The organism is Neisseria sicca 4320 (assembly GCF_000193735.1).
Lineage (GTDB): Bacteria > Pseudomonadota > Gammaproteobacteria > Burkholderiales > Neisseriaceae > Neisseria > Neisseria sicca_E.
In genome coordinates this window covers 17,116-43,995 of the sequence record NZ_AEPF01000075.1, presented here as the reverse complement: position 1 = coordinate 43,995, position 26,880 = coordinate 17,116, and the positions used below count along the sequence as shown (strand labels likewise).

Below are 26,880 nucleotides of genomic sequence, written 5' to 3'. Positions count from 1 at the left end.
TAGCCTTGCCGTACTATCTGTATTGTCTGCGGCTTCGTCGCCTTGTCCTGATTTAAAGTTAATCCACTATAAATTCCTAACAAATATTGATTGGGAATTTTTCATTAAAAATACCTTTTACTACTCAATCGGAGCTTGGCATGAACATCCAAAAAAACTTTGCCGTTGTATGCGCTGCCTTGGCAGCATCATCTTTCGCATTTGCAGAAACCGCCGACGCTGAGCGCGATGCCGCCGCGTTGGCGACGACAAGTGATTACGTCAATTCAGGCAGCGTCATCCGCAAAGACGAAGACAAAATCAGTATTTTCAACGATTTGCTGACTGTAAACGGCTCATTCCGCGTCCGTGCCGACACTAAAGACATCAATGCCAACAACAGCAGCACCAATCCCACACCCGAAGCCTCCAACACCAATTTCAACGCCGAATTCTGGTTGCGCGCCAAGCTTTACAAAGACTGGAAACTGGTTACCCAAATCGAACCCAACATCGACTTGAAAACCGGTAAATTCAACGGCGACCACGATGTTCCGGTAAACAAACTCTACGTCGAAGGTACGATTACCGAAGGCATCAAAGCCCGTGCAGGTAAATTCGGCGCATTCTCCTCCTACGGCCGCGTTTGGGATACCGCAGTAACCGGCGGCGAAATCTTCTTTGACAACAAAACCCTGCCCACCAAAATCTACTCAGGCCGCTTTACCGGCAACCTCAACGACAACGCATGGGGCATAGGCGGCCGCCGCAAACATTTTGCCGCCATTCAAAGCAGCCTGCCGGTTAACGAAAACATCAACGTCGGTGCAACCGTCAGCTACATGAAAGACATAGACGTACGCGGCACGAAGAAAAATGCCGTCTTCGGCGAAATCGGCACGGATGTTAAATTCAACGACGATTGGCGTTGGATGGCGGCGGTCAGCAAGTCCAACATCAAAGCTTATAACGACGCAGGACAAAAAATCAAAAACGACGGCGTGTTCACTGAAGTCCGCTACAAACTCGCCGACTGGAAAGTCCGCAATTCCTACGATGCCTTCCTGAACTACCGAAGAGTCGGCGCACTTTCGGGTGTATCTTCGGCCGAGGATTACAGCAAAAACGTACAAGGCGTACAAATCGGCGCAACTTATATTCCTTGGAAAAACTGGAAAGTATCAGGCTTCTACCTGGCGGGTAAACAAGTTACCCCGACTGCCGGTACCACTAAACAAGACGTAAACGTTTTACGCGGTCAGGTGGAATACAAATTCTAAGCCATTTGGACAAAGGTTTTGTAGAGACTGAAAAACAGGCAGGGAAAACCTGCCTGTTTTGGTTGGGATAAGATTTCAGACGACCTGTACCTATCTTTCCGATACAGGTCGTCTGAAAAGTGTGATTCCACCAAGACGAACTTCAAATCCTACCAGCTGTCGCGCTTCATGCGGTCGAGTTGGCGGCGGTCGCGTTTGGTCGGTCTGCCGTCGGGGTACGCCGCGCTGATGCGGCTTGCTTGGTCGAGCTGTTTCTGCGCTTCGCGTTCGGCGGCGGTTTTCATGTCTTCTTCGTAAAGCCGGCGCGCTTCGGGCGCGGGGCGGCGTTGGTGGTTGAGTGCCAATACTTTGATTTTGTAAGGCAGCGAATTGAGCGTCAGGTCGATGGTGTCGCCCGCGCTGATGTTTTTGCTGTTTTTGACTTTGGCGCCGTTGACCTGAACCCTGCCCAATTCGATATGTTTTTGAGCCAGCGCGCGGGTCTTGAAAAAGCGCGCAGCCCAGAGCCATTTGTCGAGCCGCATCGCCGTATTGTCGTGGTCGTTTTTCATAGACTGTTTGAAATGATTGAACTGAATGGAAGTTTATCATAAGATACGGCACTTCATTTGTTTAGTGCAGATATACTATATCGTTGTAAAAGGTCGTCTGAAAAGGCATCCGCCCAATTATCTGCCGTCTTGCGCGGCATATCCCCAATGAGAAATGCTGCCAAATATGCCTGATTGGCGTATGATAGCGGCAGCGTCCCTACCGAGAGCTTCACCCTATGAAACCAGTTTTTTTGGATTTTGAACAACCCATCGCCGAATTAACCAATAAAATCGAAGAGTTGCGCTTTGTGCAGGGCGAATCCGCCGTCGATATTTCCGATGAAATCGCCAGATTGCGAAAGAAAAGCAACGATTTGACCAAATCGATTTTCAACAAGCTGACGCCCGCTCAGATTTCGCAGGTTTCACGCCATCCCCAACGTCCTTACACCTTAGATTACATCCAAGCCATTTTCACCGATTTTGAAGAGTTGCACGGCGACCGCCATTATTCAGACGACTATGCCATCGTCGGCGGTCTGGCGCGCTTCAACGGACAAAGCGTGATGGTTATCGGTCATCAAAAAGGCCGCGACACCAAAGAAAAAATCCGCCGCAATTTCGGTATGCCGCGCCCTGAAGGCTACCGCAAAGCACTGCGTCTGATGCAGACTGCTGAGAAATTCAATATTCCCGTGATGACTTTTGTCGACACGCCGGGTGCGTATCCGGGCATCGGCGCGGAAGAGCGCGGTCAGTCCGAAGCCATCGGACGCAACCTGTACGAATTGACCCGCCTGCGTGTGCCGGTTTTATGTACCATCATCGGCGAAGGCGGTTCCGGCGGCGCGCTGGCGATTGCGGTCGGCGATTACGTCAATATGTTGCAATATTCGACTTACTCGGTTATTTCTCCGGAAGGCTGCGCGTCTATTCTGTGGAAAACCGCCGAAAAAGCGGCAGATGCCGCGCAAGCCTTGGGCATTACCGCCAAACGCCTGCAAGAATTGGATTTGATCGATAGCGTGATCAGCGAGCCTTTGGGCGGCGCACACCGCGACTTTGAAACGACCATGAAAAATGTCAAAACGGTGTTGGAAACCGAGTTGTACGAAGCGCAAAATATGCCGATGGCGGATTTGCTGTCGCGCCGTTTCGACCGGATTATGGCTTACGGTAAGTTTACGGATAAGTAAACAGTTAATGTGTAGAAAAGCAGGCAGAAGCCCCCCTGCCTGCTTTTTCATTTCTAAGAACTTGCCTTGCTGACAAAGCATACATTACGCCATATGAACCCGACGTCGTCTGAAAACCTTCCGCCTCAATGCCGCAGTTTGTTGGAAACCCTGCGTCTTTCGGCGCGTTTGCTTCCGGATGGTTGTATGGTAACGGTTGGACTAAGCGGCGGTTTGGATTCGGTGGTGTTGCTGCATATGCTCGCGTGTTTACGGGAAGAGCTTGGATTGGAAGTACACGCGTTGCATGTTCATCATGGATTGAGCTGCAATGCGAATGACTGGCTGTCGTTTTGCACACGTTTATGCCAAAAATGGAATGTGCCGTTCAGAAGCGTAAAAGTTGAAGTCAAAAAAGACGGATTGGGGATTGAAGCCGCCGCACGGAAAGCACGTTATCAGGCGTTTTCAGACGACCCCTCCGGTGTCATCGCGTTGGCGCACCATCAGGATGATCAAATTGAAACATTCATGCTCGCGGCGGTTCGCGGCGGCGGCATCAAAGCACTTGCCGCCATGCCGCAATGGCGCAAATTGAATGATGAAAAACAAATTTGGCGGCCGCTGCTGACGTTTTCCCGAGAAGAATTGGAAAGCTACGCCGCTGCCTGCAACCTGCCGAACATCGAAGACGAAAGTAATGCCGATACAGCCTTTTTAAGGAATTGGATGCGTTACGAAGCGTTGCCGGTTTGGCGGGAGCGCATTCCGAATTTCGACCGTCATGTTTGTGCCAACATTCGTTCTTTGCAAACCGATTTGGCGATTTTGGACGAAGTTGTCGATGCGGATTATCAGACGGTTTGTGAGAGCGGACGCTTCCAAGTCAGCCGTTGGCAGACATTCAGCGAAGCACGCCGCAGCCGGATTCTTTGGCGTTTTTTTAAGGAGAATGGGATCGCGGAAAGTTCTCCGAGAAAGCTGGCGGATTTTGCGCGGATACTGTTGGAAGCGGAAACTGCACAATGGCAGTTTGGTGAAACATCGGTATGTTTATACCGGGATTTTTTATTTATATTGAAACAAAGCCAGTTTGCAGACGCAGATTGGATAAAGGGAAAAGAAGTCAGAGGTCGTCTGAAAGATATTCTCCAAGAAAACGGTTTTTTTCTGGTGCCACACCGCAACGGATTGCCGGAATCGGTCTTGGAAGAAGAAGGAATCATTCGGACGGCGGGCAGTGATGATATGATGAATGTAGGGTTTTTGTATAAAAACGTTAAGAAAGTGTTGCAAGAAAACCATACTGTACCGTTCGTCAGAAAATGCTGGCCGATTATCATAAATACTGACGGAAACTGCATTGCTATTGTTAACCTTAAAGTAAGCCACGATTTTCAAGGGATTGACGGTTTTTTACCGGTTTACGGAAAATTTTTGAGATATAAATGGAACTAAATGCGGCGAAAGTTGTCTCTTACTGGCACAGCACGCTTTACTACTTTATAGCTTATAATGCAGTTATTATAAAAGGTAAGATATGAATGATCGCCAGATTGATCAGGCCTTGGTGGAGCGCGCGCAGAAAGGCGAACAAAAAGCATTCGAGATGCTGATGTCTAAATATCAGCGTCGGCTCATCCGCTTGATTTCCCGTTTTGTCAAAGACGAACACGAAGTCAACGATGTGGCGCAAGAGGCAATGATCAGGGCTTATCGGGCGTTGCCGAATTTTCGAGGACACAGCGCTTTTTATACTTGGTTGTATCGTATTGCGATCAATACTGCCAAGAACTTCTTAGTAACCTCAGGGAAATTACCCTTCGTCAGCGCAGAGGCCGCCAATGAAGACGGCGATATTCTGGATTTATCGGATCAGATTGCGGATTACCATACGCCGGAAGCTGAAATGATCAATCGGGAAATTTTGCACACAGTAGAGTTGACGATTTCACATTTGCCCGAAGACTTACGAAAAGCCATCACCCTTCGTGAAATGGAAGGTTTGTCTTATGAAGAAATAGCTAAGATTATGGATTGTCCGATAGGGACCGTTCGATCCCGCATTTTCAGGGCGCGGGAAGTCATAGCAAAAGATTTGAGGCCGTTGCTGGAAACCTCAGGAAATCAAAGATGGTAAAAAAACAGGTTTATAGATTAGGTGGGACAATGAAATGGTGACAACAATGAATACAACAAGAGAATATGTTTCCATGCTGATGGATAGCAATCAAGTAAATGATGAAATGCTTGACCGTCTTTTGTCAGAAGATGCTGCCGCAGAAGCGTGGTACGAATACCATCTGATTGGCGATTGCGTGCGTTACAAAGCAGGCACCGGACGTGATGCTGACTTTATGCAAAGCGCAGCATTTACCGCTACGCTTGCCGAAATCAGTGAAGAACATAAGCAACGTTATGAAGCCGAAGTTGCCGCTGCGTTGCCTGTTAAGGACGTTCAAGCTGCGAACAGTTCATTCTTCAATTATTTTGCCGTTGCCGCCAGCGTGGTTGCCGTTGCCGTTGCAGTATGGCAATTCGGTCCGCAAGTGAAGGGCGATTCGTCAGGCATGGTTGCGGAAAAAGCTGTTGATACCAAAAACCAGCAGAAACATATTGTGCCCGTAGCTGCTAATCCGATAGTAAAAAATGCTTCGGACGCTGTGGTACTCCCTGATTCTGTAAAGAATGAAAAGGGTGTGAGTCAGACTACGGTTCGAACTGAAGTGCAGATTCAACAGGACTCCTCCGCCGTTCATTAAATTGCATAGAGATACAGATTTCATCTAGCAGAGAAATCCCTTCCCGAGCTATTCGGGAAGGGATTTTGTTTTTGAACGGATGTATCTTGAGGTCGTCTGAAAAGCAGGTTGAAAGAAGAAGGGTGCTATTGTGCTGTACCCTTTTAATTCGAATCCGCTATATAATGCGGCACATGAAATTGATTACCTCCGCGCAAAACGAGCAGCTCAAGCATTTGTCCAAGCTGCTTTCACAATCTAAAGTACGCCGGGAATATGGGCAAACCGTGTTAGAAGGCGTGCATCTTTTGCAGGTCTATTTAGAGGCGGGGTACACGCCCAAACAAGTGTATTTGCCCGAAAGTAAAAACACGCATCCTGAAATCCTAAATTTAATCAGCAGCTTGGATGAAGATCGTATTACTTGGGTCGGAAACGAAGCCTTGTCTAAAATCACCAGTCTGAATGACGCCGATGATGTGATGACTTGGATAGAGATTCCGCCGCAAGATGATTTGCCTTTAAGCGGCGACTGCGTGGTGTTGGACAGGCTGCAAGACCCGGGCAATGTGGGTACGGTTTTACGCAGCGCGGCAGCTTCGGGCGTCAGGCAGATTGTGTTGGGTAATGACTGCGTCGATATTTGGTCGCCCAAAGTATTGCGCGCAGGTATGGGGGCGCATTTTCTGCTGGACATATACAGCCGCGTTTCCCTGCCGCATTGGCTGGATGCCTATCAGGACAAAATATGGGCGACCGCTTTGGACGGGCGCAATCCCTCCGACTTGTACAAACTGGATTTAAACGCTCCTTGCGCTTGGGTTTTCGGCAATGAGGGCAGCGGCGTGAGTCGGGAAATTTTGGAAAAAGTCGACGGCAGCGTCAGAATCCCGATGCTGGGACAGACCGAGTCGTTAAACGTTGCCATGGCGGCAACCGTATGCCTTTTCGAGCAAGTGCGCCAACGTCTCGCGTAAGCACACTTTCAGACGACCGGTCAGTTTAGGAGAAGCCCACTGAAGGTCGTCTGAAACCTTATCTTCTGCAAACTCAAAACACCAAACCGGCGGTTAATCTGTTTAACCGCCGGTTTGGTGTTTCAAAGCAATCAAAATTTGTCATCAGGCCAGCGCGTACTTTGCAGGATGCTGGCGTCAACGTCTTGAATATTGCGATGACCGGTGAACGCCATGGATATGTCCATTTCTTTATACAGGATTTCCAGCGCGCGGGTAACGCCTTCTTCGCCGTATGCGCCCAAGCCGTAGAGGAACGCACGGCCTATCATCGTGCCTTTTGCGCCCAAAGCCCATGCTTTGAGGACGTCCTGACCGCTGCGGATGCCGCTGTCCATCCAAACTTCGATGTCGCTGCCTACTGCGCTGACGATGTCGGGCAAGGCTTTGATGGAGGATACGGTATCATCAAGTTGGCGGCCGCCATGATTGGAAACGACCAATGCGTCCGCGCCGCTTTTCGCTGCTTTTTCAGCGTCTTCAGGTTCCATAATGCCTTTGATAATCAGCTTGCCGCCCCACAAATCCTTAATGCGTGCCACATCGTCCCAGCTCAGGCGCGGGTCGAATTGTTCGGAAGTCCACGAAGATAGCGAAGACAAATCACCGACGTTTTTGGCGTGTCCAACGATGTTGCGGAACGTTCGGCGTTCCGTGTTCAACATTTTCATACACCATTCGGGCTTGGTTGCCAGATTGATTAAATTGGCAATGGTCGGTTTCGGCGGCGCGGACAGACCATTTTTAATGTCTTTGTGGCGTTGCCCCAAAACCTGCAAGTCGGCGGTCAAAACCAACGCCGAACATTTGGCATCCTTCGCGCGCTTAATCAGGTTTTCCATAAACTCGCGGTCGCGCATCACATAAAGCTGAAACCAAAACGGCGCACTGGTGTTTTCGGCAACGTCTTCAATCGAGCAGATAGACATGGTGGACAAAGTAAACGGAATGCCGAACTTCTCCGCCGCCCGCGCCGCCAAGATTTCGCCGTCTGCGTGTGCCATGCCGGTAAAGCCAGTCGGCGCAATCGCCACCGGCATCTTCACATCCTGCCCGATCATTTTGGTCTCTAAACTACGACCTTCCATATTGACCAATACCTTTTGTCGGAAGCGGATGTCTTTGAAATCCGAAGTGTTTTCGCGGTAGGTAGTTTCCGTCCAGGAACCTGAATCGATGTAATCGTAAAACATGCGCGGCATTTTGCGCTTGGCGACAAGGCGCAGGTCTTCGATGCAGGTCATTTTGCTCAAATCGAGTTTCATTGTTGATTGCCTCTGTTAAGGGGTTGCTTATGTTATAGCGTGGGTCGTCTGAAACGGATTAGGGCGGTTTCAGATGACCTTTTGCAATACCATAATGATTTAGTACGAATTAAATAATCTATATCAATCGCAATTATAAAGCAAATGGTTTTAACCCTGCAAAGAGCGGGGCGATAGTACTTTTCAGATGACCTCGGATCCAAGTTTCGGATAAAAAAGAAAAATCTTGAGAGAAATAAAAATCAATGTGTACAGTCATTTAAACAAACAATCGGAAGTCTTGTGAATATACTTGACTGAATCACTCAGATATTAGACAATCGTACCACTATAAAAAAGCCGACACAGGCAACTACCATGAGACTGACCACAAAAGGGCGTTTTGCCGTTACCGCCATGATCGATTTGGCGATGAACGCGCAAACCGGCGCTGTCAAACTCAGCGCCATCAGCGAACGCCAAAGCATTTCGCTTTCCTATCTCGAGCAACTATTCAGCAAACTGCGGCGCGCCGGGCTGGTTGAAAGCCTGCGCGGCCCCGGCGGCGGCTACATCCTCGCCGCCCCTCCCGCACAAATCAATATCGCCCAAATCATTTCCGCCGCCGAAGACAAGCTGGACGCCACCCAATGCAGCAGTAAAGCCAACTGCCACCACGGCGCGCCCTGCCTGACGCACGACCTTTGGGAAAATCTGAACAAAACCATCAACGATTACCTCAGCAGCGTTACCCTGCAAAGCATCATCGAACAGAAAAACAGCGATGACGGCAGCCACGTCATCCAATTTACACATATCCATTAAGCAGCATTACAGAAAAAGAAAGAGCAAACCATGACCGTCAAAACCCCCGTTTATCTCGACTACGCCGCCACAACCCCCGTTGACAAACGCGTTGCCGAAAAAATGATTCCCTACTTGACCGAAACCTTCGGCAACCCCGCTTCCAACAGCCATCCATTCGGCTGGGAAGCAGAAGAGGCCGTCGAAAAAGCACGCGCCGACATCGCCGCCCTGATTAACGCCGATCCCAAAGAAATCGTCTTCACCAGCGGCGCAACCGAGTCCGACAACCTCGCCATCAAAGGCGCGGCAAATTTCTACAAAACCAAAGGCAAACACCTCATCACCGTCAAAACCGAACACAAAGCCGTGCTCGACACCATGCGCGAACTCGAACGCCAAGGTTTCGAAGTAACCTATCTCGGCGTACAAGAAAACGGTTTGATTGATTTGGAAGAACTCAAAGCCGCCATCCGCGACGACACCATCCTGATTTCCGTAATGTGGGTGAACAACGAAATCGGCGTGGTACAAGACATTCCCGCCATCGGCGAAATCTGCCGCGAACGCAAAATCATCTTCCACGTCGATGCCGCCCAAGCCTGCGGCAAAGTGCCTGTGGACGTGGAAGCTGCCAAAATCGACCTGCTGTCCATGTCCGGCCACAAAGTGTACGGCCCCAAAGGCATCGGCGCACTGTACGTCCGCCGCAAACCCCGCGTCCGCCTCGAAGCCCAAATGCACGGCGGCGGCCACGAACGCGGCTTCCGCAGCGGCACCCTGCCGACCCACCAAATCGTCGGCATGGGCGAAGCCTTCCGCATCGCCAAAGAAGAACTCGAGCAAGACATGGCGCACTACCGCAAACTGCGCGACATCTTCCTCAAAGGCATAGAAGGCATCGAAGAAGTCTATATCAACGGCGACCTCGAACACCGCGCCCCGAACAACCTGAACGTCAGCTTCAACTTCGTCGAAGGCGAAAGCCTGATTATGGCAGTCAAAGAACTCGCCGTATCCAGCGGCTCCGCCTGTACCTCCGCCTCGCTCGAACCCAGCTACGTCCTGCGCGCGCTCGGCCGTAATGACGAACTGGCACACTCATCCCTGCGCATCACCTTCGGCCGCATGACCACCGAAGAAGAAGTGCAATTTGCCGCAGAACTGATCAAATCCAAAATCGGCAAACTGCGCGAACTGTCGCCGCTGTGGGAAATGTTCAAAGACGGGATTGATTTGAACTCGATTGAATGGGCAGCGCATTAACAAAGAGAAAAGGTCGTCTGAAAATCCTAAAAGATCTTTTCAGACGACCTAAAAGCCACCACATTAAAATCAAGGATACAAAACCATGGACGAACAAGATTTAGATTTGGACAATCTCGACAACCTGCTTGAAGATTTTGACGGCGTTACCGTGGAAGGCGGCGTCGATTCGGAAAATGACGACGGCTGCGAAGGCGGTGCGTGCAAAATCTAAACTTCAGGTCGTCTGAAAACCGGCAAACAAACCACTTAAACCATCAAAAAACATTAAGGAAACCACATCATGGCATACAGCGATAAAGTAATCGACCACTATGAAAACCCCCGCAACGTCGGTACTTTCGATAAAAACGACGAGTCTGTCGGCACCGGCATGGTCGGCGCGCCTGCCTGCGGCGACGTGATGCGCCTGCAAATCAAAGTCAACGACGAAGGCATCATCGAAGACGCTAAATTCAAAACTTACGGCTGCGGCTCCGCCATCGCTTCGTCCAGCCTGATTACCGAGTGGGTAAAAGGTAAAAGCCTGGATGACGCGCTGGCAATCAAAAACAGCGAAATCGCCGAAGAATTGGAACTGCCGCCTGTGAAAATCCACTGCTCCATCTTGGCTGAAGATGCGGTAAAAGCGGCTGTTGCCGACTATCGCAAACGTCAGGAAAACAAATAACCCGATTCGGTTGGTGTTTTGTCGGCAGACGTTCATAGGATTTCTGAAAGTCTTAGGATTTTCGGGAAAAGCAAACCTGATGATTTGTTCTCTTCACCCTCGGAGGTCGGAAGTCAAGGGCACAGAAACTTAATCCTTTTGAAGTTGCCGCCAAATTTGGGACTGCCTGCCAATCTATTCCCTCTCCCAGCGGGAGAGGGTTAGGGAGAGGGCGATAAGCCGCAGGCTTATATTGAGTCGATACGCTTGAAAAATCAAAAGAGACGACATGCCTTCTTTCGTGAAGAAGAGGATAAGGGCACAATAACTTAATCGTTTGGAAGTGGTCGCCAAATTTGGGACTGCCTGCCAATCTATTCCCTCTCCCAGCGGGAGAGGGTTAGAGAGAGGGCGATAAGCCGTAGGCTTATATTTAGTCGATACGCCTGCAAAATAAAAGGAGACGAAATGCCTTTTACCGATGAAGAAGCCCAATCCTTGCTTGCCGTCAAAGGCATAGGCAAAACCGTATTGCAGCGTTTGCAGCAAATGGGTTTGGATGATGTTGCCACGCTGGCGGCTGCGGATTTGGAAGACATTTTGGAACAAGGCGCAAAACTGACCGGCTCGACTTGTTGGAAAAACAGTCCGCAGGCAAAAGCTGCCGTTTCCGCAGCGATAGAGTGGGCAAAACAGCGTTTTCAGACGACCTGAAAGATATGAGGTCGTCTGAAAATGAAAGTAGGCAAACAAAACAATGATTGCGAAATAAGGAAAAAAGCATGATTACCATCACAGAAAACGCAGCCAAACACATCAACAGCTACCTGACCAAGCGCGGCAAAGGCTTGGGCGTGCGCTTGGGTGTGAAAACCAGCGGCTGCTCGGGCATGGCGTACAACCTTGAATTTGTCGATGAAGTGAACGAAGACGACCTGATTTTTGAAGAACACGGCGCGCGCGTTTATATCGACCCGAAAAGCTTGGTTTATCTGGACGGCACGCAAGTCGATTACACCAAAGAAGGTTTGCAGGAGGGTTTCAAATTTGAAAACCCGAATGTCAAAGACTCTTGCGGTTGCGGCGAGAGCTTCCACGTTTAAGACAAAAAAGTGGCGGGACAGTATCAAAACCGTCCCGCCATTTTTTCGCTTCTTGTCTGTTGTAGCTGCCTTTGCCTTTTCTTTTCCGTTCGACCTTGTGTCGGAACAAATCGGATTTCACTAAGGCTTTTAAAGCATTGTCGCGTATTTTGCCTTTATTGTGCTGCACTTTACTGCTCATATTTAGTCCTTTTGGTTAAGAATCAGCGGATTATAAGGCAAAATCAGGTTTCTGCCGAAAATTTCACATTAATTATCCCGCCATGTCTCAATATTTCACACTCTTCCAGCTTGAACCCGCTTTCGATATCGACGCCGAAAGCTTGGAGCAAACCTACCGCGCCTTGGCGGCACGTTTCCATCCCGACAAATTCGCTTCAGCCTCCGCCTTCGAACAAAAGCAGGCAGTGATGATGTCTTCCACCATCAACGATGCCTACCGTACCTTGAAAAATCCCATCGACCGCGCCGCGTATCTGTTGAAAATGTTGGGTATAGATGCCGACGCGCCGGAGCATACCTCTTTCGCTCCCGAATTTCTCATGCAGCAAATGGAATGGCGCGAAACGCTGATGGATGCGCAAATGGAGCAAAACAACGAAGCCCTGCGCGCGTTGGACCAAGAAATCAGCCGCGAACAAGACAAGCTGTATCAAGATTTGCGGACGGCCTTTGCAGGGAATGACCATGAAGCCGCCGCCCAATGGGTACGCCACGGCAGGTTTTTAAACAAGCTGCGCAACGAAATCGCCGCCGCATTGCAAGATTGAAGACAAAGCTTTTGAGCGAATCTAAAAGGTCGTCTGAAACCGGAGTAAGGTTTCAGACGACCTTTATTGCTTATTTCATCATGTTGTATGCCATTATATTTTCAAAATTTAACACAAGTCCGAATTTGCCTTATTTCATAAGCGCATAACCGTATGAGGGTTTTGATGCCGAAAAACACGTCTTCGCGGTAAGGCTTGAATCATAGGGAAAGAGGTCGTCTGAAAGAAAATTGGGAAAAGCACGATTTCAAAACAGCAGTCTTGTCAAGACTAGATAAGCAACGAAAAATACACTATATTGTGCCACTCGATATTAATACCTACTGTATCTTGTGTTTCAGGATGGAGAAAGCTCACGATGAATGCACCGACTGATTTGAAAGTAACCAAGCGCGACGGACGTTTGGAAAATCTAGACTTAGACAAAATCCACCGCGTCGTTACTTGGGCGGCGGAAGGCTTGAAAAACGTTTCCGTATCGCAAGTCGAGCTCAAATCGCACATCCAGTTTTACAACGGCATCCGCACCGACGACATCCACGAAACCATCATCAAGGCGGCTGCCGATCTGATTTCGCAGGATACGCCCGACTATCAATATCTCGCCGCGCGTCTGGCGATTTTCCACCTGCGTAAAATCGCTTACGGCGAGTTCGAACCGCCGCATCTCTTCGACCACGTTAAAAAACTTACCGATGCGGGCAAATACGACCGCCACATCATCGAAGATTACAGCCAAGAAGAATTTGACGAGCTGAACGCCTATATCGACCACAGCCGCGACATGACCTTCTCGTATGCCGCTGTGAAGCAGCTCGAAGGCAAATATCTGGTGCAGAACCGAGTTACCCGCCAGATTTATGAAACGCCGCAGTTCTTATACATTTTGGTGGCGATGTGTCTCTTCAGCAAATATCCGAAAGAGACGCGCTTGGATTACGTCAAACGTTTTTACGATGCCGTTTCTACGTTTAAAGTATCGTTGCCGACTCCGATTATGAGCGGCGTGCGTACGCCTACGCGCCAATTCTCAAGCTGTGTATTGATTGAATGCGACGACAGTCTGGATTCCATCAACGCCACCACCAGTGCGATTGTGAAATACGTTTCCCAACGTGCGGGCATCGGCATCAACGCCGGACGTATCCGCGGTTTGGGCAGCGAAATCCGTGGCGGCGAAGCGCAACACACCGGCTGCATTCCGTTTTTCAAAATGTTCCAAGCGGCAGTTAAATCCTGCTCGCAGGGCGGCGTACGCGGCGGCGCGGCAACTTTGTTCTACCCCTTGTGGCACATCGAAGCCGAAAGCCTGTTGGTGTTGAAAAACAACCGCGGCGTCGAAGACAACCGCATCCGTCAGCTTGATTACGGCGTGCAAATCAACCGCCTGCTGTATACCCGCCTGATTAAAGGCGGCAACATCACGTTGTTCTCGCCCAACGAAGTCCCCGGTCTGTACGACGCATTCTTTGCCGACCAGGATGAATTCGAGCGTCTCTACACGAAATACGGGCAAGACCCGAACATCCGCAAACGCACCTTGTCGGCTACCGATTTGTTCTCCACACTGATGCAGGAACGTGCCGGAACGGGACGCATCTACATCCAAAACGTTGATCATTGCAACACGCACAGTCCGTTTGATCCGCGCGTCGCGCCTGTACACCAGTCCAATCTGTGCATGGAAATTGCCTTGCCAACCAAACCGCTGGACAACATCAACGACCCGAACGGCGAAATCGCCTTGTGTACCTTGTCCGCCTTCAACTTGGGCGCATTAAACAGCTTGGACGAACTGGAAGAACTTGCCGATTTGACCGTGCGCGCACTCGATGCCTTGCTGGATTATCAAGACTATCCGGTCGAAGCCGCCCGCACCGCGACCATGAACCGCCGCACGCTCGGCATCGGCGTCATCAACTACGCCTACTATCTGGCGAAAAACGGCGTCCGTTACAGCGACGATTCCGCGCTCGGCCTGACCCACCGAACCTTTGAAGCCATGCAGTATTACCTGCTCAAAGCATCGGTGAACCTTGCCAAAGAATACAGCGCATGCCCGCTGTTCAGCCAAACCGTTTATTCGCAAGGCAAACTGCCCATCGACACCTACAAAAAAGACTTGGATGCCGTATGCAGCGAACCGCTGTTGTGCGACTGGGAAAGCCTGCGCGCCGACATCGTCAAATACGGTCTGCGCAACTCCACCCTGACCGCACTCATGCCGTCTGAAACCAGTTCGCAAATCGCCAACGCCACCAACGGCATTGAGCCGCCGCGCGGATTGGTAACGGTCAAAGCATCGAAAGACGGCATCCTGAAACAAGTCGTGCCTGAATTTGAAACCCTGAAAGACGCCTACGAAACCCTATGGCAGCTTCCGGGCAACGAAGGCTACCTGAAACTTGTCGGCGTGATGCAAAAATTCGTCGATCAGGCGATTTCCGCCAACACCGCTTATGATCCGGGCAAATTCGAAGGCAACAAAGTTTCTATGAAACAAATGCTCAAAGACCTGCTGACTGCCTACAAATACGGCGTCAAAACTCTGTACTATCACAACACCCGCGACGGCGCGGACGATACGCAGACCGATATTCAGGATGACGGCTGCGCTGGTGGGGCTTGTAAGATTTGACTTTGCAATTTACCTATTTGAAAGTGAAACAGGCTATGCAAAGCAAACAGATAAAAGAACCCAAGCTTTGGAAATCTTACGATGAACAGTTGGAAATTCTGAAAAGTAGAGGACTACAGATCGATGACGAAAAAAATGCATTAGGATATTTACGCAGTATTGGTTATTACCGACTAAGTGGCTATTTTTACTCTTTCCGCCAATTTGATCCCCAAAATCCTAATAGCAGGTTAGATAGGTTTATTACAGATACTCGTTTTGAAGATGTCAAAAGCCTTTATATGTTCGATAAGAAATTGCGACAATTGGCATTAGATGCACTGGAAAGAATTGAAGTAGCTCTTCGGGTAAATATCGCCCATACATTGGGGCAGTATGATCCCTTGTCTTACAAGGATAACAAATATTTTATCCCTGGCTTTAATCATGCCGAATGGCTGAATAGGCATGATAATTTAGTCGAACGTGAAAAGAAAACCAGTTTTATTAGACATCATCTGGAACATTATACCGATTTACCTATTTGGGTAGCCTGTGAAGTATGGGATTTTGGCACGATGTCTATGCTGTATAAAGGGATGTTAAATAAAGATAAAGACCGTATTGCTAAATTGTATCGTTTGAAAGATGGCAAACATCTACAAACGCATCTACACGCATTTAACTTTATCCGCAACGTTTCGGCACATCATAGCCGATTGTGGAATAGAGACATTACGTTTAAAGCTAGCTTGAAAGGTTTGTCTGATGCAGAATGGAAATCACTGTCTATCAATAAACCGTTTGTGTATTTTTGCCTGATGAAACGGATGTTAGATGTTATTTGTCCGCGAACCGAATGGGGAGGCCGTCTCCTTGCTTTACTGGATGAGTTTTCTGATGTCGTGAATAAAGCTGTAAGTTTGCGCGATATGGGTTTGGAAAATGATCCGCGAAACTGGAGATTGTGGCAAAGATAAAAGAAAGCCCCCAACCTTGTGGCTCCAACCGCGTAGGTTGGCAAAGTTGGGGGAGTTGTTAGGGAGAATTATAACTAACAGCTATATTTAAGGCAAGAATTTAATGTACAGATACATTCAGATGACCTTACTTAAAACATATTAGGTCGTCTGAAATCCAAATTGCTAAATTGAAATAATCTGAGAAAAAACCATGTCCTGCGAACACCTAGTCATGTCATACAGCACCTTTTCCAAAACCAAAAACGACGCGCTTAAAGAGCCGATGTTTTTTGGTCAGCCGGTAAATGTTGCCCGTTATGACCAGCAGAAATACGAAGTATTTGAAAAACTGATTGAAAAACAATTGTCTTTCTTTTGGCGTCCGGAAGAAATCGACGTGTCGCGCGACCGTATCGACTACGCGAACCTGCCCGAACATGAGAAACACATTTTCATCAGTAACTTAAAATACCAAACCTTGCTCGACTCCATCCAAGGCCGCAGTCCGAACGTTGCCTTACTACCTTTGGTGTCGATTCCCGAACTGGAAACTTGGATTGAAACGTGGAGCTTCAGCGAAACCATCCACTCGCGCAGTTACACCCATATTATCCGCAATATCGTCAATGATCCGTCGGTCGTGTTCGACGACATCGTGCAGAACGAATACATCATCGCCCGCGCCGAAGACATCGCCTGCTATTACGATGATTTAATCGAATACACCCAGTATTACAACTTGTTAGGCGAAGGGACGCACAATGTCGGCGGCAAGCTCGTTACCGTGTCTTTGCGCGAGTTGAAGAAAAAACTCTATCTCTGCCTGATGTGCGTCAATGTGTTGGAAGCCATCCGTTTCTACGTTTCATTTGCCTGTTCGTTCGCCTTTGCCGAGCGCGAGTTGATGGAAGGCAACGCCAAAATCATCAAACTGATTGCCCGCGACGAAGCCCTGCACCTGACCAGCACCCAGCATATGCTCAACCTGATGCGCGCCGGTTCAGACGACCCAGAAATGGCGGAAATCGCCGTCGAATTACAGGACGAATGTTTCAAACTCTTCAAAAAAGCGGCGGAGCAGGAAAAAGAATGGGCTGCCTATCTGTTTAAAGACGGTTCGATGATTGGTCTGAACAAGGAAATTTTGGCGCAATACGTCGAATACATCACCAACCTGCGTATGCAGGCGGTCGGTCTGCCCGCCGGATTCGAAGGCGCTACCCAAAACCCGATTCCGTGGATTAACGCGTGGCTGTCGTCTGACAACGTACAGGTTGCGCCGCAGGAAGTGGAAATTTCTTCTTACTTAATCGGTCAGATCGATTCGGAAGTCAGCGCGGACGATTTGGGCGATTTCGAACTGTAATCAAACTCGGCGGTTTTTCAGCATTTCCATCATCAGAGGTCGTCTGAACAGGTGTAGAAACGAAATGAAAGATTTCGGTTACACCGTGCAGACGACCTTTCCCGCTTAAACAGATAACAATGGCACTCATCAGTACACACGACAAAACCTTCGAGCTTCAAGAGGGCGAAACCTTATTGGAGGGCTTGGAGCGCACCGGCCACGAGGTCGAATACCAGTGCCGCAGCGGCTATTGCGGTTCTTGCCGCGTCAAAATATTGGACGGCAGGGTGTCTTACGACGATTTCCCGCTGGCGTTTGTCGCGCCCGGCGATATTCTGCCGTGTTGCTGTAGGGTAAATGAGGACATTAAGGTCGATTGCCGCGTTCGGATGAGCGAACCGGATTTGTTCGATGTCGGCTTGTTTGATGAGCAGGAATAACTTTAATTGATTAGATTGGTAGTGGATTTGAATAGGGATATGGGTGTTTTTATTTGAATCTATCAACTGACTGATTTTTATATTTTAAATACACATTACTGGAAAAATAAAATGATCAAAAACAATACATCCCAATTTTTCTTATTATCCCTCGCTGTCTTATTGGCGGCTTGCTCTCCTGACAAGCAGGATAAGGTAAAAGAATCTGCCGCTTCTGCGCCTTTATCTTCTGTTTTCGAGAAATCCAATACAAATGATAAGACCGTAGAAACGGACATAAACAAAGTAGAAAGCGCACCTTCTTCAAATTGCACCAACCTGCATCAGATTGATGGCATTGATGATTTTGTCCGTCAGGTTGCCGAGAATATTGATTCCAGTTGTTTGTTTGAACGCAACACTAAAGAACTGGCGGCGATTTGGGGTATTCCCGGCGGAGATGATCCTTTGGCTCAGGCAATGTTTCCTGATATTGATGCGGATGACCCTGAAAATGTTAATAAAGTGATAGAAGCTATTGATCAGATGACAAAAGGGGAGCGAAACTATGATGAGCAGGTGATAGAACCGTTAGTTCAAGAGATGAAGGCACTCAGGCAGCAGAATACTTTGGTTTTATCAATAGGCAGTTATACGAGCCAAGGCTCGGATCAGCCGCTGAGAATAACGCGGAATTTCGGTATAGAAGCAACGCCGGAATATCTCAAGAAACACGGCGGCGGGTTTGGCGGCAGTTTTCAAAACATCAGCCAGTTGCCCGAATATTTGAAAGCGCGCGGGAAGATTTTTGAGGCGCAACGGGCATTCCGCCTGTTCAACCGCGACCGCAGCCCTGATAAACCTTATCTGGAAATTGTGTTTGACGAAAGCGGGAAAATCGTTTTGATTACCGTCTATGAAAATGTTTCCAATCCGGCAAGCGGGATTCATTTGATGTGATGGGTTTGGGACGCAAATGGAGAGGGTGGGAATCTGGATTTATTGAGTGTTCGTTGTGAGTTTGATGCGATAGCAGTTCGATTGAAAGCCTTCTATTCCATATCGAAAAGGTCGTCTGAAACCTGAATCGGGTTTCAGACGACCTTTTGTTTGTATGTTTGAGCTTAACCAAATGCTTAACGGCTGTCTTTCCATTGGTAATATTTCGAGCCGAGGAAGGAGCCGAGTTTGCGCAGGAGAGGCTGGGTGATGATGCTGGGGTGTTTGAGTTTTTCAAACGGTTTCAGACGACCATCGTCGCCCATGATGGCTTCGGCGATGGCAAGACCTGCTATGCCGGTAATTGCCATGCCGTGTCCGGAATAGCCTTGGGCATAGTAGATATTGGGGGCGAGTCTGCCGAAGTGGGGCGCGAGGTTGGCGGTAATGTCGCATTCGCCGCCCCATGAGTGTTCGATTTTGACATCGGCAAGCTGCGGGAAGACTTTGAGCATGTCTTGGCGGACAAGCTCAGTCATGCGTTCAGGGTCGTCGATGAACTCGTTGTCTTTACCGCCGAAGAGCAGGCGGCCGTCCGCGCTGAGGCGGTAGTAGTCGAGGACGTGGCGGTTGTCGCAGACGGCCATATTGTTGCGGATGAGGTCTCTGGCGCGTTCGCCCAGCGGCTCGGTGGCGATGATAAAGGTGCTGATGGCGATGGCTTTTTTTTCTAGTGTTTTGAATTTGTTATGCAAACCGGCGTAGGTGTTGACGGCATACACGAGATTTTGGCATTCGATGCTGCCGCCTGGGGTATGGACGAGCCAGCCGCCTTGATAGGGCTCGATACGGGTCATCGGGGACTGTTCGAAAATCTGCGCTCCGGCTTCGACGGCGGCGCGGGCGATGCCCAGGGTGTAGTTGAGCGGATGGAGGTGACCGGAATTAGGGTCGAATTGCGCGCCTAAGTACATATCGCTGTTCAGTTGTTGTTTGAGCGTGTCTTTATCCCAAAGTTCGTAATGGGTGGCGTTGTAATGTTTTTGGGCGTGTTCGTGCCATTGTCGCAATTCTTTCCAGTGCTGTTTGCGGACGGCGACGGTGGCGTAGCCGCGCTGCCAATCGCAGTCGATATGGTGTTTTCTGACGCGTTCGTCAACGAGTTCGACGGCTTGCAGGGATTGTTGCCAAAACCAGCGGGCTTGTTCCAAACCGACTTGTTTTTCGATTTCTTCCATGCCGCAAGCGTAATCGCTGATGACTTGCCCGCCGCTGCGTCCAGATGCGCCGAAGCCGACGCGGGCGGCTTCGAGTACGATCACTTCGTGTCCGTTTTCGGCAAGGGGGAGGGCGGTGCAAAGACCTGTCAATCCTCCGCCGATGACGCAGGTTTCGGTTTTCAGACGACCTTCAAGCTTGGGATAAGCGGCGTGGGGATTGATGGTACTGAAATAATAGGAGGGAAGGTATTCTTTCAAATTGGGATGAATCATGGGGTAATGCTTTGTGTGGTTTCAGACGACCTTTGGAGGGTAGTTAAGGGTCGTCTGAAAAGTTGTCAAACGGGTTGTGTGAAGAAAACAGGCTGACCTTGCATTGATGCGGTCAGCCTGTCTGATTGGGTCAATTCGCTTTTTCGGCGGCGAGCTTTTCCTGACGGTAGGCTTCGGCGGCTTCTCGATCACGTTTGGTTGCTTGGCGCATCATCCAGTAATTGATGACGATAACCAGCGTACCGATGATGCCGATAAGGATGGTTGCCAACACGTTCATCTGCGGGTCGAGACCCAGCTTGATTTTGGAGAAAATCACCTGCGGCAATGTGGAAGAACCGGGGCCGGACAGGAATGAGGTAATCACCAAATCATCCAGCGACAGGGTAATGCCGAGCAGGAAGCCTGAAGCGATGGCAGGGGCAATCAAGGGCAGAGTGATGACGAAAAAGATTTTCAGCGGACGTGCACCCAAGTCCATTGCGGCTTCTTCGAGCGATTGGTCAAGCTCCACCAGACGCGAACGGATGACGACGGTAATGTATGCCATACAAAGCGTCGTATGTCCGAGGAAAATGGTGAAGAAACCGCGGTCGAAGTACAGGTTTTGCAGCAATTCGCTGCCTTGCAGGAACATCTGCACCTGAATAATCAGGAGCAGCATGGAAAGACCGGTAATCACGTCAGGCATAACCATAGGCGCGGAAATCATACCGGCGAACAAGGTGCTGCCGCGGAAGCGTTTGATACGCGCCATCGCGTAGCCTGCCAGCGTACCCAAAACGACAGCTGCAAGCGAAGAAACAGCGGCAATGCGCAGCGACAGCCACGCAGCTTCCAAGATGGTGTCGTTTTCCAGCAATGCGCCGTACCACTTGGTCGAAAAGCCACCCCAAACGGTAACCAGTTTGGATTCGTTGAACGAATAGATGACCAAAACGACCAGCGGAATGTACAGAAACGCCAGCGACAGCATCAGCATCAGTTTCAGAAACCAAGATAATCGGGATTTTTGCATTATTTGGCTCCTTCTTCCAATTCGCGGTTTTCATAATGCTGGAACAGTGCAATCGGCACGACCAGCAGTGCGACCATGACGACGGCGACGGCGGAAGCCAGCGGCCAGTTGTTTTGGTCGAAGAACGCCTGCCACAAGACTTTACCGATCATCAGGTTTTCCGAACCGCCGACCAGCTCGGGAATCACAAATTCACCGACCGCGGGAACGAAAACCAGCATAGAGCCTGCGATGATGCCTGTTTTGGACAGGGGCAGGGTAATGGTGAAGAACGATTTGACCGGTCCTGCACCCAAATCAGAAGCAGCTTCGAGCAGACGGTTGTCGAGTTTCACCAGTTGCGTGTAAAGCGGCAGAATCATAAACGGCAGATAGGCATAAACCATAACCAAGTTCAGCGAGAACGCGTTGTAGAACAGGTCTAAAGGTTCTTCGATAATCTGCATTTTGAGCAGGAAATTGTTGATGATGCCGTTGTGTCCCAGCAGACCCATCCATGCATAGACGCGCAGCAGGAAGGAAGTCCAGAAGGGCAGCATGATCGCAAGCAGCAGACCGTTGCGCATGGCGGGATTGGCGCGCGAAATCGCATAGGCGGTCGGATAGCCGATCAGCAGACAAATGATGGTCGTTGTCAGCGCAGTCTTAATCGAAGACCAGTAGGTCATCAGATAGATATTGCTGTTTTCGCTGTCGCCGAACGGATTCAGGGTGTTCCAAAAATTCTGGAAAATATCGGCATAGTTTTGATAACTGATGGCGATGTTCAGACGACCTAAATCTTCATCGATGCTGGTCAGCGGCGTAAACGGCGGAATGGCGATTTCTTGTTCGGCAAAGCTGATTTTCAGCACGATGGCGAACGGAATCAGAAACAGCACCAAAAGCCAGATATACGGCACGGCGATGACCGCGCGCTGACCCGGGCGGCGGAGCAGTTTGTTTTTCAGTTTTTTAAGGTTCATCTCATTCCCCTTAAATTAACGGAACAACGGAGTCGGTTGGTTTTCCGGCCAGCTGATATAGACGGTTTCGTCCCAAGTCGGCGGCGTGATGTTGCGCACATACCAGTAAGGTGCGGGAACTTGGCTTTTGACGACGCGGCCGTTGGCGAGTTTGATGTGGTAGATCGCGAAGCTGCCCAAATAGGCGATTTCTTCAACCGTACCTTTTGCCCAGTTGAAGCTGCCCAAGTGGTCAGGTTTTTCTTTATACAAATCAATGTCTTCGGGGCGGATGCTGACCCAAATGTCTTGTTCGCTCGGGCCGCCCAAACCGTGGTCGATGCGGACGTGGTTTTCCAAGCCTTCGCATTCGATGACGGCATAATCGGCATGGTCTTCAATTACAACGCCGCTGAAAATATTGGTTTCGCCGATAAATTCGGCAGTAAAGCGGCTGTTGGGATAGTCGTACACATCGCTAGGCGTACCGACTTGTTGCAACTGACCGTCGGACATAATGGCGATGCGGGTCGCCATCGTCATCGCTTCTTCTTGGTCGTGCGTGACCATGATGCAGGTTACGCCGACTTGTTCCAGCGTGTTGACCAATTCGAGCTGGGTTTGTTGGCGCAATTTTTTGTCCAACGCGCCCAAAGGCTCGTCGAGCAGCAGGATTTTCGGACGTTTTGCCAAACTGCGTGCCAAAGCGATACGTTGTTGCTGACCGCCGGACAATTGATGCGGTTTGCGCTTGGCGTATTTGGTCATCTGTACCAGACGCAGCATTTCTTCCACGCGCGCGGCGATTTCATCTTTGGGCATTTTGTCTTGTTTCAGACCGAAGGCAATGTTCTGTTCCACAGTCATGTGCGGGAACAGGGCATAGCTTTGAAACATCATATTGATGGGGCGCTCGTAGGGGGCAAGTTTGGTAATGTCCTGACCGTCCAGAATGATTTTGCCCTGATTAGGGCTTTCCATGCCCGCCAGCATACGCAGCAGCGTAGATTTACCGCTGCCGGAGCTGCCCAAAAGGGCAAAGATTTCATGTTGATAAATATCCAAGTCGATGTTATCGACAGCGTAATTGTCACCAAACTTTTTCACCAAGCCTTGGATTTTGAGATAAGGTTTGGCTGAAGACGCAGTGGTTGCGGTCATAATGGCAATACTCCAATAAAAATGACGAGTACCGGCAAAACGGATTTTCGAAAGGGTGATAAAAAGCTGTTTGATTGCTGGCGGGAGTCGCAACGTCGAAACGTCGTCTGAAACTCTTGTGAAGCGCACGGGCAGCATGGATGGGAAACGGGTGGAAATACAAGGATAAACCGCCTCCGCAGAACTCGCTATTATATTAGCCTATGGCACGCAGGGGCAATACGAAATTGCCCGAAGGGGCTTATTTCTCGCGGATTCGATTTAAACAGTGCGGCTTGTTATCGGTCGGATTGAATCTACTATCAAACCCATACGGGCAAATAGGGAAGAACGATTGTCTCCATATGGGAAATTTAAGCGCGTTGTTTTTATGCAATTAATTTATATGGATATTATGCGTATATCTTAAATATTTATTTAAAATATAATAAAATACGAAATATTAACAATAAAAGTAGTTGCTTGGCAGGTATTTTGTTTTGCCAAACGCAATGAAAAGTAGATTTTCAAATAGATTTTTTCCGTGAATTTTCACGCAAGGGGTAAAACATGAGTATCAAACAGTGGCCTGAAGGTGAGCGTCCGCGTGAAAAATTATTGGCACGCGGCGCGGGTGCATTGAGCGATGCGGAGTTGCTGGCGATTTTGCTGCGGGTCGGTACGCGCGGGATGAGTGCGGTGGATTTGGCACGTTATCTGCTGAACGAGTTTGGCAGCTTGGGCAAACTGATGAGCGCCGACGCTAAAACACTTTCCGCATATAAGGGCATGGGTTTGGCGAGTTTTACCCAATTTGCCGTTGTCAAAGAAATTGGCAGGCGGATTTTGGGCGAGGATTTACAGGAAAACATCACGCTTTCCAGTCCGAAAGCCGTTGCCGACTATCTGCGCCTGCATTTGGGGCACGAAAAGATAGAAGTCAGCACCGCGCTTTTGCTCAACCGCCAAAACAGGCTGATTGCCATGCGCGAACTTTCGCGCGGAACGGTGGCGGAAAATACCGTCTATATCAGGGAAATCGTCAAGCTCGCATTGGACGAATACGCCGACAGCCTGATTATCGCGCACAATCATCCCGGCGGTTCGGCAACGCCTTCGCAATCGGACATCGCGTTTACAGGTCGTCTGAAACAGGCTTTGGCATTGGTTGATGTCTCGCTTTTAGACCATTTTATTGTTACGGCGACAGAAGTCTGCTCGATGCGGGAACAGGGGTATATGGAAGGGTAAAGTGATATTGCTGGGCGGGGCAAAGGTTGGGTTAAGGTCGTCTGAAAACAGGTTTCAGACGACCTTTGTACTGATGTCAGTGTATTCAATATATACGGTTAATACTCTGAATATGGATAATATTTTATAACTAAACGGGCATGTAGGGTCGTCTGAAAATTCTTTTCTATAAACTGGAAACTAGGTGAAACTAGATGAACTCAAGCCCTTTCGCTGATGATGCCGGACACGCCGACTTCGTGCGGATTGATGCGGGCGGTTTCTTCCAGCCCCAGTCCGACCAGTTTGCGCAGCCGAGTCATATAGGCGTTGACATCCAAGCCGCGTCCGTAGCGTTGCGCTTCCCATATGGTTTCTGCCAGCGCATCCATCATATCGTGTTCGGCGCGTATCCAATCGCCGCCGTAGCGTGCGCAGAGTTGTCCGTGTATGGCGCGGATGCCGGGCGGTTGGTCGATGGCTGCTTGTTCTTGCAGGGAGAGGTGCAGCGACATATGCAGGAAGGGATTGGTTTCTCCTTCTTCGGGCGTCCAGGTTTTGTCCAGATAGTCTTCGATATTTTCGAGATAGCGGGCGTATTCGGGGTGGGCTTCGATAATCCGCAGGGCTTTTTGTTGCAAGCCGTCCAGTTGCAGGGAGGTGAGGCGTTGTCGCCAGACATGGGCGAAAAAACGGCGGACATCGTGTGTGTTGACATCGTACATAGCGGGAATTTCAGAAATTCGGATAGGGTGATTATATAGTTATCTTTCCTGCTTTTACATTTGATTAACGGTTTATGCCTCAGGGCGTTTTAAAATGCAGCTTTGCTTCTTATCTAATGGAATAACGATGAATCCTTATTTGTCCGCTTTTGTATTATCTGTCCCGATGGTGGTTGCCGCGCCTTATGTGGCGGCTGAAACACACCCTGCACAGGCTCAGATGCAGCAGAATATGGATGCAGTTTTGAAAATTGCGCGCAACGGCTCTTTGAGCGAGGCGCAAAAGGTCAAGCAGATCGAGCAGTATGCAGACCGTTATCTGGATTACGAACGTATTTCCGCTTTGGCGGTCGGCGCGCCTTGGCGTGAATTCTCCGCCACTCAGAAAACGGAATTTATCCGCGCTTTTAAAGAGATGATTATAGCCATGTATTCGCATTCGGCCTTAATCGGCGCGGCGGATGCGCAGGTAAGGCTGTTGCCGAAAATGACGGCCAACGGCAATAAGTTCGACGTATTTTCTGAGCTGCACACCAAAAAAGGGACGAAATACGAAGTAGCCTACCAGCTTTATAAGGTCGGCCCTGTCTATAAAATCTACAACATCCGCGTGGACGGAACGAGCCTGGTAACGGTTTACCGCAACCAGTTCGGCGAACTTATCAAGCAAAAAGGCATAGACGGCACTATTGCAACTGTCAAAGCCAAAGGGCTGAAAAAGCAATAAATCAAATGACAAAAGGTCGTCTGAAAGTTTCAGACGACCTTTTGTCATTTGTTCAAATTTTTATTTCAACATCAAAATCGCAGCCACCGCTGCGGCTGCCACAGCCAATGCGGCAATCAGTTTGGCAGCGGAAGCAAATTTCAAGGCAACGGTTTGCCCTTCGATGTGCTTGTAGCCGCTGATCATCGGGTGGATCAAATCTTTTTTCTTTAAAAACTTATACGCCAAAACCGTAACGATGTGTAATCCTGCCAACGCCGCCAGCAGGTTGAAGAAGTTGACGTGGATTTTACGCATCAGGCTGCCCGTGTCCGAGCTGACCAGATGGTTGAGATAGCCGCTGTCGGTAAACGTGTTTTCATCGGCGGCGAACAAGCCCGTCGTGACTTGCAGCAAGACCGCCGCAATCAGCGCGATGACCATCAACGCGCCCAAAGGGTTGTGTCCGGGCTGTTCGTTTTCCGTCAGGCTGCCTTGCAGGTAGCGGCGGATGGACGACGGGCCGCGCACGAATTGCGAAAAGCGAGCCGTATCGCTGCCCCACAAGCCCCAACACAGGCGGAAGATAATCAGTCCGACGATCAGCAGCCCGCAGCGCAAGTGCCAAACCAGCATCCCGCCGCCCGCCTGCGCGCTGTACCACATAAATCCGACCGATAAGACCAAGAGCCAGTGAAACAGGCGCGTCGGCAAATCCCAGACTTTGACTTTTTGTTTCATTTAATATTCCTTGTTGTGCGGTTGTAGTGTTCCTATAC

29 protein-coding genes are annotated in these 26,880 nt (G+C 49.5%); 20 read left to right on the top strand and 9 right to left on the bottom strand.

From position 1 onward, the window contains the following. Positions 1 to 140 precede the first annotated feature (140 nt). Positions 141 to 1,259, top strand: a complete 1,119-nt coding sequence (locus NSCA4_RS0107505) for a hypothetical protein (RefSeq protein ID WP_016687554.1) — start codon at positions 141 to 143, stop codon at positions 1,257 to 1,259. A gap of 149 nt (positions 1,260 to 1,408) precedes the next feature. Here the strand turns inward: NSCA4_RS0107505 and NSCA4_RS0107500 are convergent, their stop codons facing one another. Next, positions 1,409 to 1,810: an RNA-binding S4 domain-containing protein gene (locus tag NSCA4_RS0107500; protein WP_016687553.1), complete on the bottom strand. Its 402-nt coding sequence runs from the start codon at positions 1,808 to 1,810 to the stop codon at positions 1,409 to 1,411. A 218-nt stretch (positions 1,811 to 2,028) separates the two neighbouring features. Between NSCA4_RS0107500 and NSCA4_RS0107495 the strand changes: the two genes are divergently transcribed. The 5 genes from NSCA4_RS0107495 (at position 2,029) to NSCA4_RS0107475 (ending at position 6,685) form a co-directional block, all read left to right on the top strand. Beyond that, positions 2,029 to 2,988, top strand: coding sequence for an acetyl-CoA carboxylase carboxyltransferase subunit alpha (locus tag NSCA4_RS0107495; RefSeq protein WP_016687552.1), 960 nt, complete (start codon positions 2,029 to 2,031; stop codon positions 2,986 to 2,988). A gap of 93 nt (positions 2,989 to 3,081) precedes the next feature. Beyond that, the gene (gene tilS, locus NSCA4_RS0107490; protein WP_016687551.1) at positions 3,082 to 4,425 is read left to right on the top strand and encodes a tRNA lysidine(34) synthetase TilS; all 1,344 of its coding nucleotides are present in this window, start codon (positions 3,082 to 3,084) and stop codon (positions 4,423 to 4,425) included. A gap of 82 nt (positions 4,426 to 4,507) precedes the next feature. Then, a complete protein-coding gene (gene rpoE, locus NSCA4_RS0107485) occupies positions 4,508 to 5,107 on the top strand; it encodes an RNA polymerase sigma factor RpoE (RefSeq protein WP_016687550.1) in 600 nt (199 codons plus the stop codon). Between the two features lie 46 nt (positions 5,108 to 5,153). Further along, positions 5,154 to 5,729, top strand: a complete 576-nt coding sequence (locus NSCA4_RS0107480; protein WP_255265289.1) for a sigma-E factor negative regulatory protein — start codon at positions 5,154 to 5,156, stop codon at positions 5,727 to 5,729. A gap of 173 nt (positions 5,730 to 5,902) precedes the next feature. Then, positions 5,903 to 6,685, top strand: a complete 783-nt coding sequence (locus NSCA4_RS0107475; protein ID WP_036538257.1) for a TrmH family RNA methyltransferase — start codon at positions 5,903 to 5,905, stop codon at positions 6,683 to 6,685. 131 nt (positions 6,686 to 6,816) lie between these two features. Here the strand turns inward: NSCA4_RS0107475 and NSCA4_RS0107470 are convergent, their stop codons facing one another. Beyond that, a complete protein-coding gene (locus tag NSCA4_RS0107470; protein ID WP_016687547.1) occupies positions 6,817 to 7,989 on the bottom strand; it encodes an alpha-hydroxy acid oxidase in 1,173 nt (390 codons plus the stop codon). A 357-nt stretch (positions 7,990 to 8,346) separates the two neighbouring features. Between NSCA4_RS0107470 and iscR the strand changes: the two genes are divergently transcribed. The 6 genes from iscR (at position 8,347) to iscA (ending at position 11,790) form a co-directional block, all read left to right on the top strand. After that, the gene (gene iscR / locus NSCA4_RS0107465; RefSeq protein ID WP_003764827.1) at positions 8,347 to 8,793 is read left to right on the top strand and encodes a Fe-S cluster assembly transcriptional regulator IscR; all 447 of its coding nucleotides are present in this window, start codon (positions 8,347 to 8,349) and stop codon (positions 8,791 to 8,793) included. A gap of 30 nt (positions 8,794 to 8,823) precedes the next feature. Next, complete coding sequence (locus NSCA4_RS0107460; protein ID WP_016687546.1) at positions 8,824 to 10,038, top strand: IscS subfamily cysteine desulfurase; 1,215 nt, start codon at positions 8,824 to 8,826, stop codon at positions 10,036 to 10,038. Between the two features lie 85 nt (positions 10,039 to 10,123). After that, positions 10,124 to 10,252: a hypothetical protein gene (locus NSCA4_RS16040; RefSeq protein ID WP_016687545.1), complete on the top strand. Its 129-nt coding sequence runs from the start codon at positions 10,124 to 10,126 to the stop codon at positions 10,250 to 10,252. Positions 10,253 to 10,321: 69 nt separating this feature from the next. Further along, entirely contained in the window at positions 10,322 to 10,708 is a 387-nt protein-coding gene (iscU, locus tag NSCA4_RS0107450; protein WP_003674559.1) for a Fe-S cluster assembly scaffold IscU, read from the top strand. A 447-nt stretch (positions 10,709 to 11,155) separates the two neighbouring features. Then, positions 11,156 to 11,401 carry a recombinase RecA gene (locus NSCA4_RS0107445; protein WP_003742348.1) on the top strand — a complete coding sequence of 82 codons (246 nt, stop codon included), beginning with the start codon at positions 11,156 to 11,158 and terminating at the stop codon, positions 11,399 to 11,401. Between the two features lie 68 nt (positions 11,402 to 11,469). Beyond that, the gene (gene iscA, locus NSCA4_RS0107440; protein WP_003685774.1) at positions 11,470 to 11,790 is read left to right on the top strand and encodes an iron-sulfur cluster assembly protein IscA; all 321 of its coding nucleotides are present in this window, start codon (positions 11,470 to 11,472) and stop codon (positions 11,788 to 11,790) included. On the opposite strand, the gene NSCA4_RS13960 is transcribed toward iscA, so the two are convergent. Further along, complete coding sequence (locus NSCA4_RS13960) at positions 11,750 to 11,971, bottom strand: alternative ribosome-rescue factor A (protein ID WP_081476563.1); 222 nt, start codon at positions 11,969 to 11,971, stop codon at positions 11,750 to 11,752. The two genes, iscA and NSCA4_RS13960, sit on opposite strands and share 41 nt — an antisense overlap. Positions 11,972 to 12,053: 82 nt before the next feature. Between NSCA4_RS13960 and hscB the strand changes: the two genes are divergently transcribed. The 6 genes from hscB (at position 12,054) to NSCA4_RS0107410 (ending at position 18,866) form a co-directional block, all read left to right on the top strand. Then, positions 12,054 to 12,560, top strand: coding sequence for a Fe-S protein assembly co-chaperone HscB (hscB, locus tag NSCA4_RS0107435; protein ID WP_016687544.1), 507 nt, complete (start codon positions 12,054 to 12,056; stop codon positions 12,558 to 12,560). A 358-nt stretch (positions 12,561 to 12,918) separates the two neighbouring features. Then, entirely contained in the window at positions 12,919 to 15,198 is a 2,280-nt protein-coding gene (nrdA, locus tag NSCA4_RS0107430) for a class 1a ribonucleoside-diphosphate reductase subunit alpha (protein WP_016687543.1), read from the top strand. A 35-nt stretch (positions 15,199 to 15,233) separates the two neighbouring features. After that, a complete protein-coding gene (locus NSCA4_RS0107425) occupies positions 15,234 to 16,157 on the top strand; it encodes an Abi family protein (protein WP_029609634.1) in 924 nt (307 codons plus the stop codon). Positions 16,158 to 16,371: 214 nt separating this feature from the next. After that, positions 16,372 to 17,505, top strand: a complete 1,134-nt coding sequence (gene nrdB / locus NSCA4_RS0107420; protein ID WP_003756859.1) for a class Ia ribonucleoside-diphosphate reductase subunit beta — start codon at positions 16,372 to 16,374, stop codon at positions 17,503 to 17,505. Positions 17,506 to 17,624: 119 nt separating this feature from the next. After that, entirely contained in the window at positions 17,625 to 17,927 is a 303-nt protein-coding gene (gene yfaE, locus NSCA4_RS0107415; protein ID WP_016687541.1) for a class I ribonucleotide reductase maintenance protein YfaE, read from the top strand. 111 nt (positions 17,928 to 18,038) lie between these two features. Further along, positions 18,039 to 18,866, top strand: a complete 828-nt coding sequence (locus NSCA4_RS0107410) for an NMB0938 family lipoprotein (protein ID WP_016687540.1) — start codon at positions 18,039 to 18,041, stop codon at positions 18,864 to 18,866. 176 nt (positions 18,867 to 19,042) lie between these two features. Here NSCA4_RS0107410 and NSCA4_RS0107405 read toward each other — a convergent pair whose 3' ends face one another. The 4 genes from NSCA4_RS0107405 to NSCA4_RS0107390 form a co-directional block, all read right to left on the bottom strand. Continuing rightward, entirely contained in the window at positions 19,043 to 20,338 is a 1,296-nt protein-coding gene (locus tag NSCA4_RS0107405; protein ID WP_016687539.1) for an NAD(P)/FAD-dependent oxidoreductase, read from the bottom strand. Positions 20,339 to 20,468: 130 nt separating this feature from the next. Further along, on the bottom strand, positions 20,469 to 21,356 hold the full coding sequence (locus tag NSCA4_RS0107400) for an ABC transporter permease subunit (RefSeq protein WP_016687538.1): 888 nt from the start codon (positions 21,354 to 21,356) through the stop codon (positions 20,469 to 20,471). Continuing rightward, on the bottom strand, positions 21,356 to 22,321 hold the full coding sequence (locus NSCA4_RS0107395) for an ABC transporter permease subunit (protein ID WP_016687537.1): 966 nt from the start codon (positions 22,319 to 22,321) through the stop codon (positions 21,356 to 21,358). The genes NSCA4_RS0107400 and NSCA4_RS0107395 overlap by 1 nt, the downstream gene beginning before the upstream one ends. A 15-nt stretch (positions 22,322 to 22,336) precedes the next feature. Beyond that, entirely contained in the window at positions 22,337 to 23,461 is a 1,125-nt protein-coding gene (locus tag NSCA4_RS0107390; RefSeq protein ID WP_029609631.1) for an ABC transporter ATP-binding protein, read from the bottom strand. 549 nt (positions 23,462 to 24,010) lie between these two features. Here NSCA4_RS0107390 and radC point away from each other — a divergent pair. Further along, positions 24,011 to 24,691 (top strand): RadC family protein, encoded by a 681-nt coding sequence (gene radC / locus NSCA4_RS0107385; protein WP_016687535.1) that lies wholly within the window; start codon positions 24,011 to 24,013, stop codon positions 24,689 to 24,691. 200 nt (positions 24,692 to 24,891) lie between these two features. Here the strand turns inward: radC and NSCA4_RS0107380 are convergent, their stop codons facing one another. Next, positions 24,892 to 25,395 carry a DUF1841 family protein gene (locus tag NSCA4_RS0107380; protein ID WP_016687534.1) on the bottom strand — a complete coding sequence of 168 codons (504 nt, stop codon included), beginning with the start codon at positions 25,393 to 25,395 and terminating at the stop codon, positions 24,892 to 24,894. Between the two features lie 127 nt (positions 25,396 to 25,522). Here NSCA4_RS0107380 and NSCA4_RS0107375 point away from each other — a divergent pair, with 127 nt between their 5' ends. After that, positions 25,523 to 26,122, top strand: coding sequence for an MlaC/ttg2D family ABC transporter substrate-binding protein (locus tag NSCA4_RS0107375; RefSeq protein ID WP_016687533.1), 600 nt, complete (start codon positions 25,523 to 25,525; stop codon positions 26,120 to 26,122). A 60-nt stretch (positions 26,123 to 26,182) separates the two neighbouring features. On the opposite strand, the gene NSCA4_RS0107370 is transcribed toward NSCA4_RS0107375, so the two are convergent. Continuing rightward, complete coding sequence (locus tag NSCA4_RS0107370; protein WP_016687532.1) at positions 26,183 to 26,842, bottom strand: cytochrome b/b6 domain-containing protein; 660 nt, start codon at positions 26,840 to 26,842, stop codon at positions 26,183 to 26,185. Positions 26,843 to 26,880 lie beyond the last annotated feature (38 nt).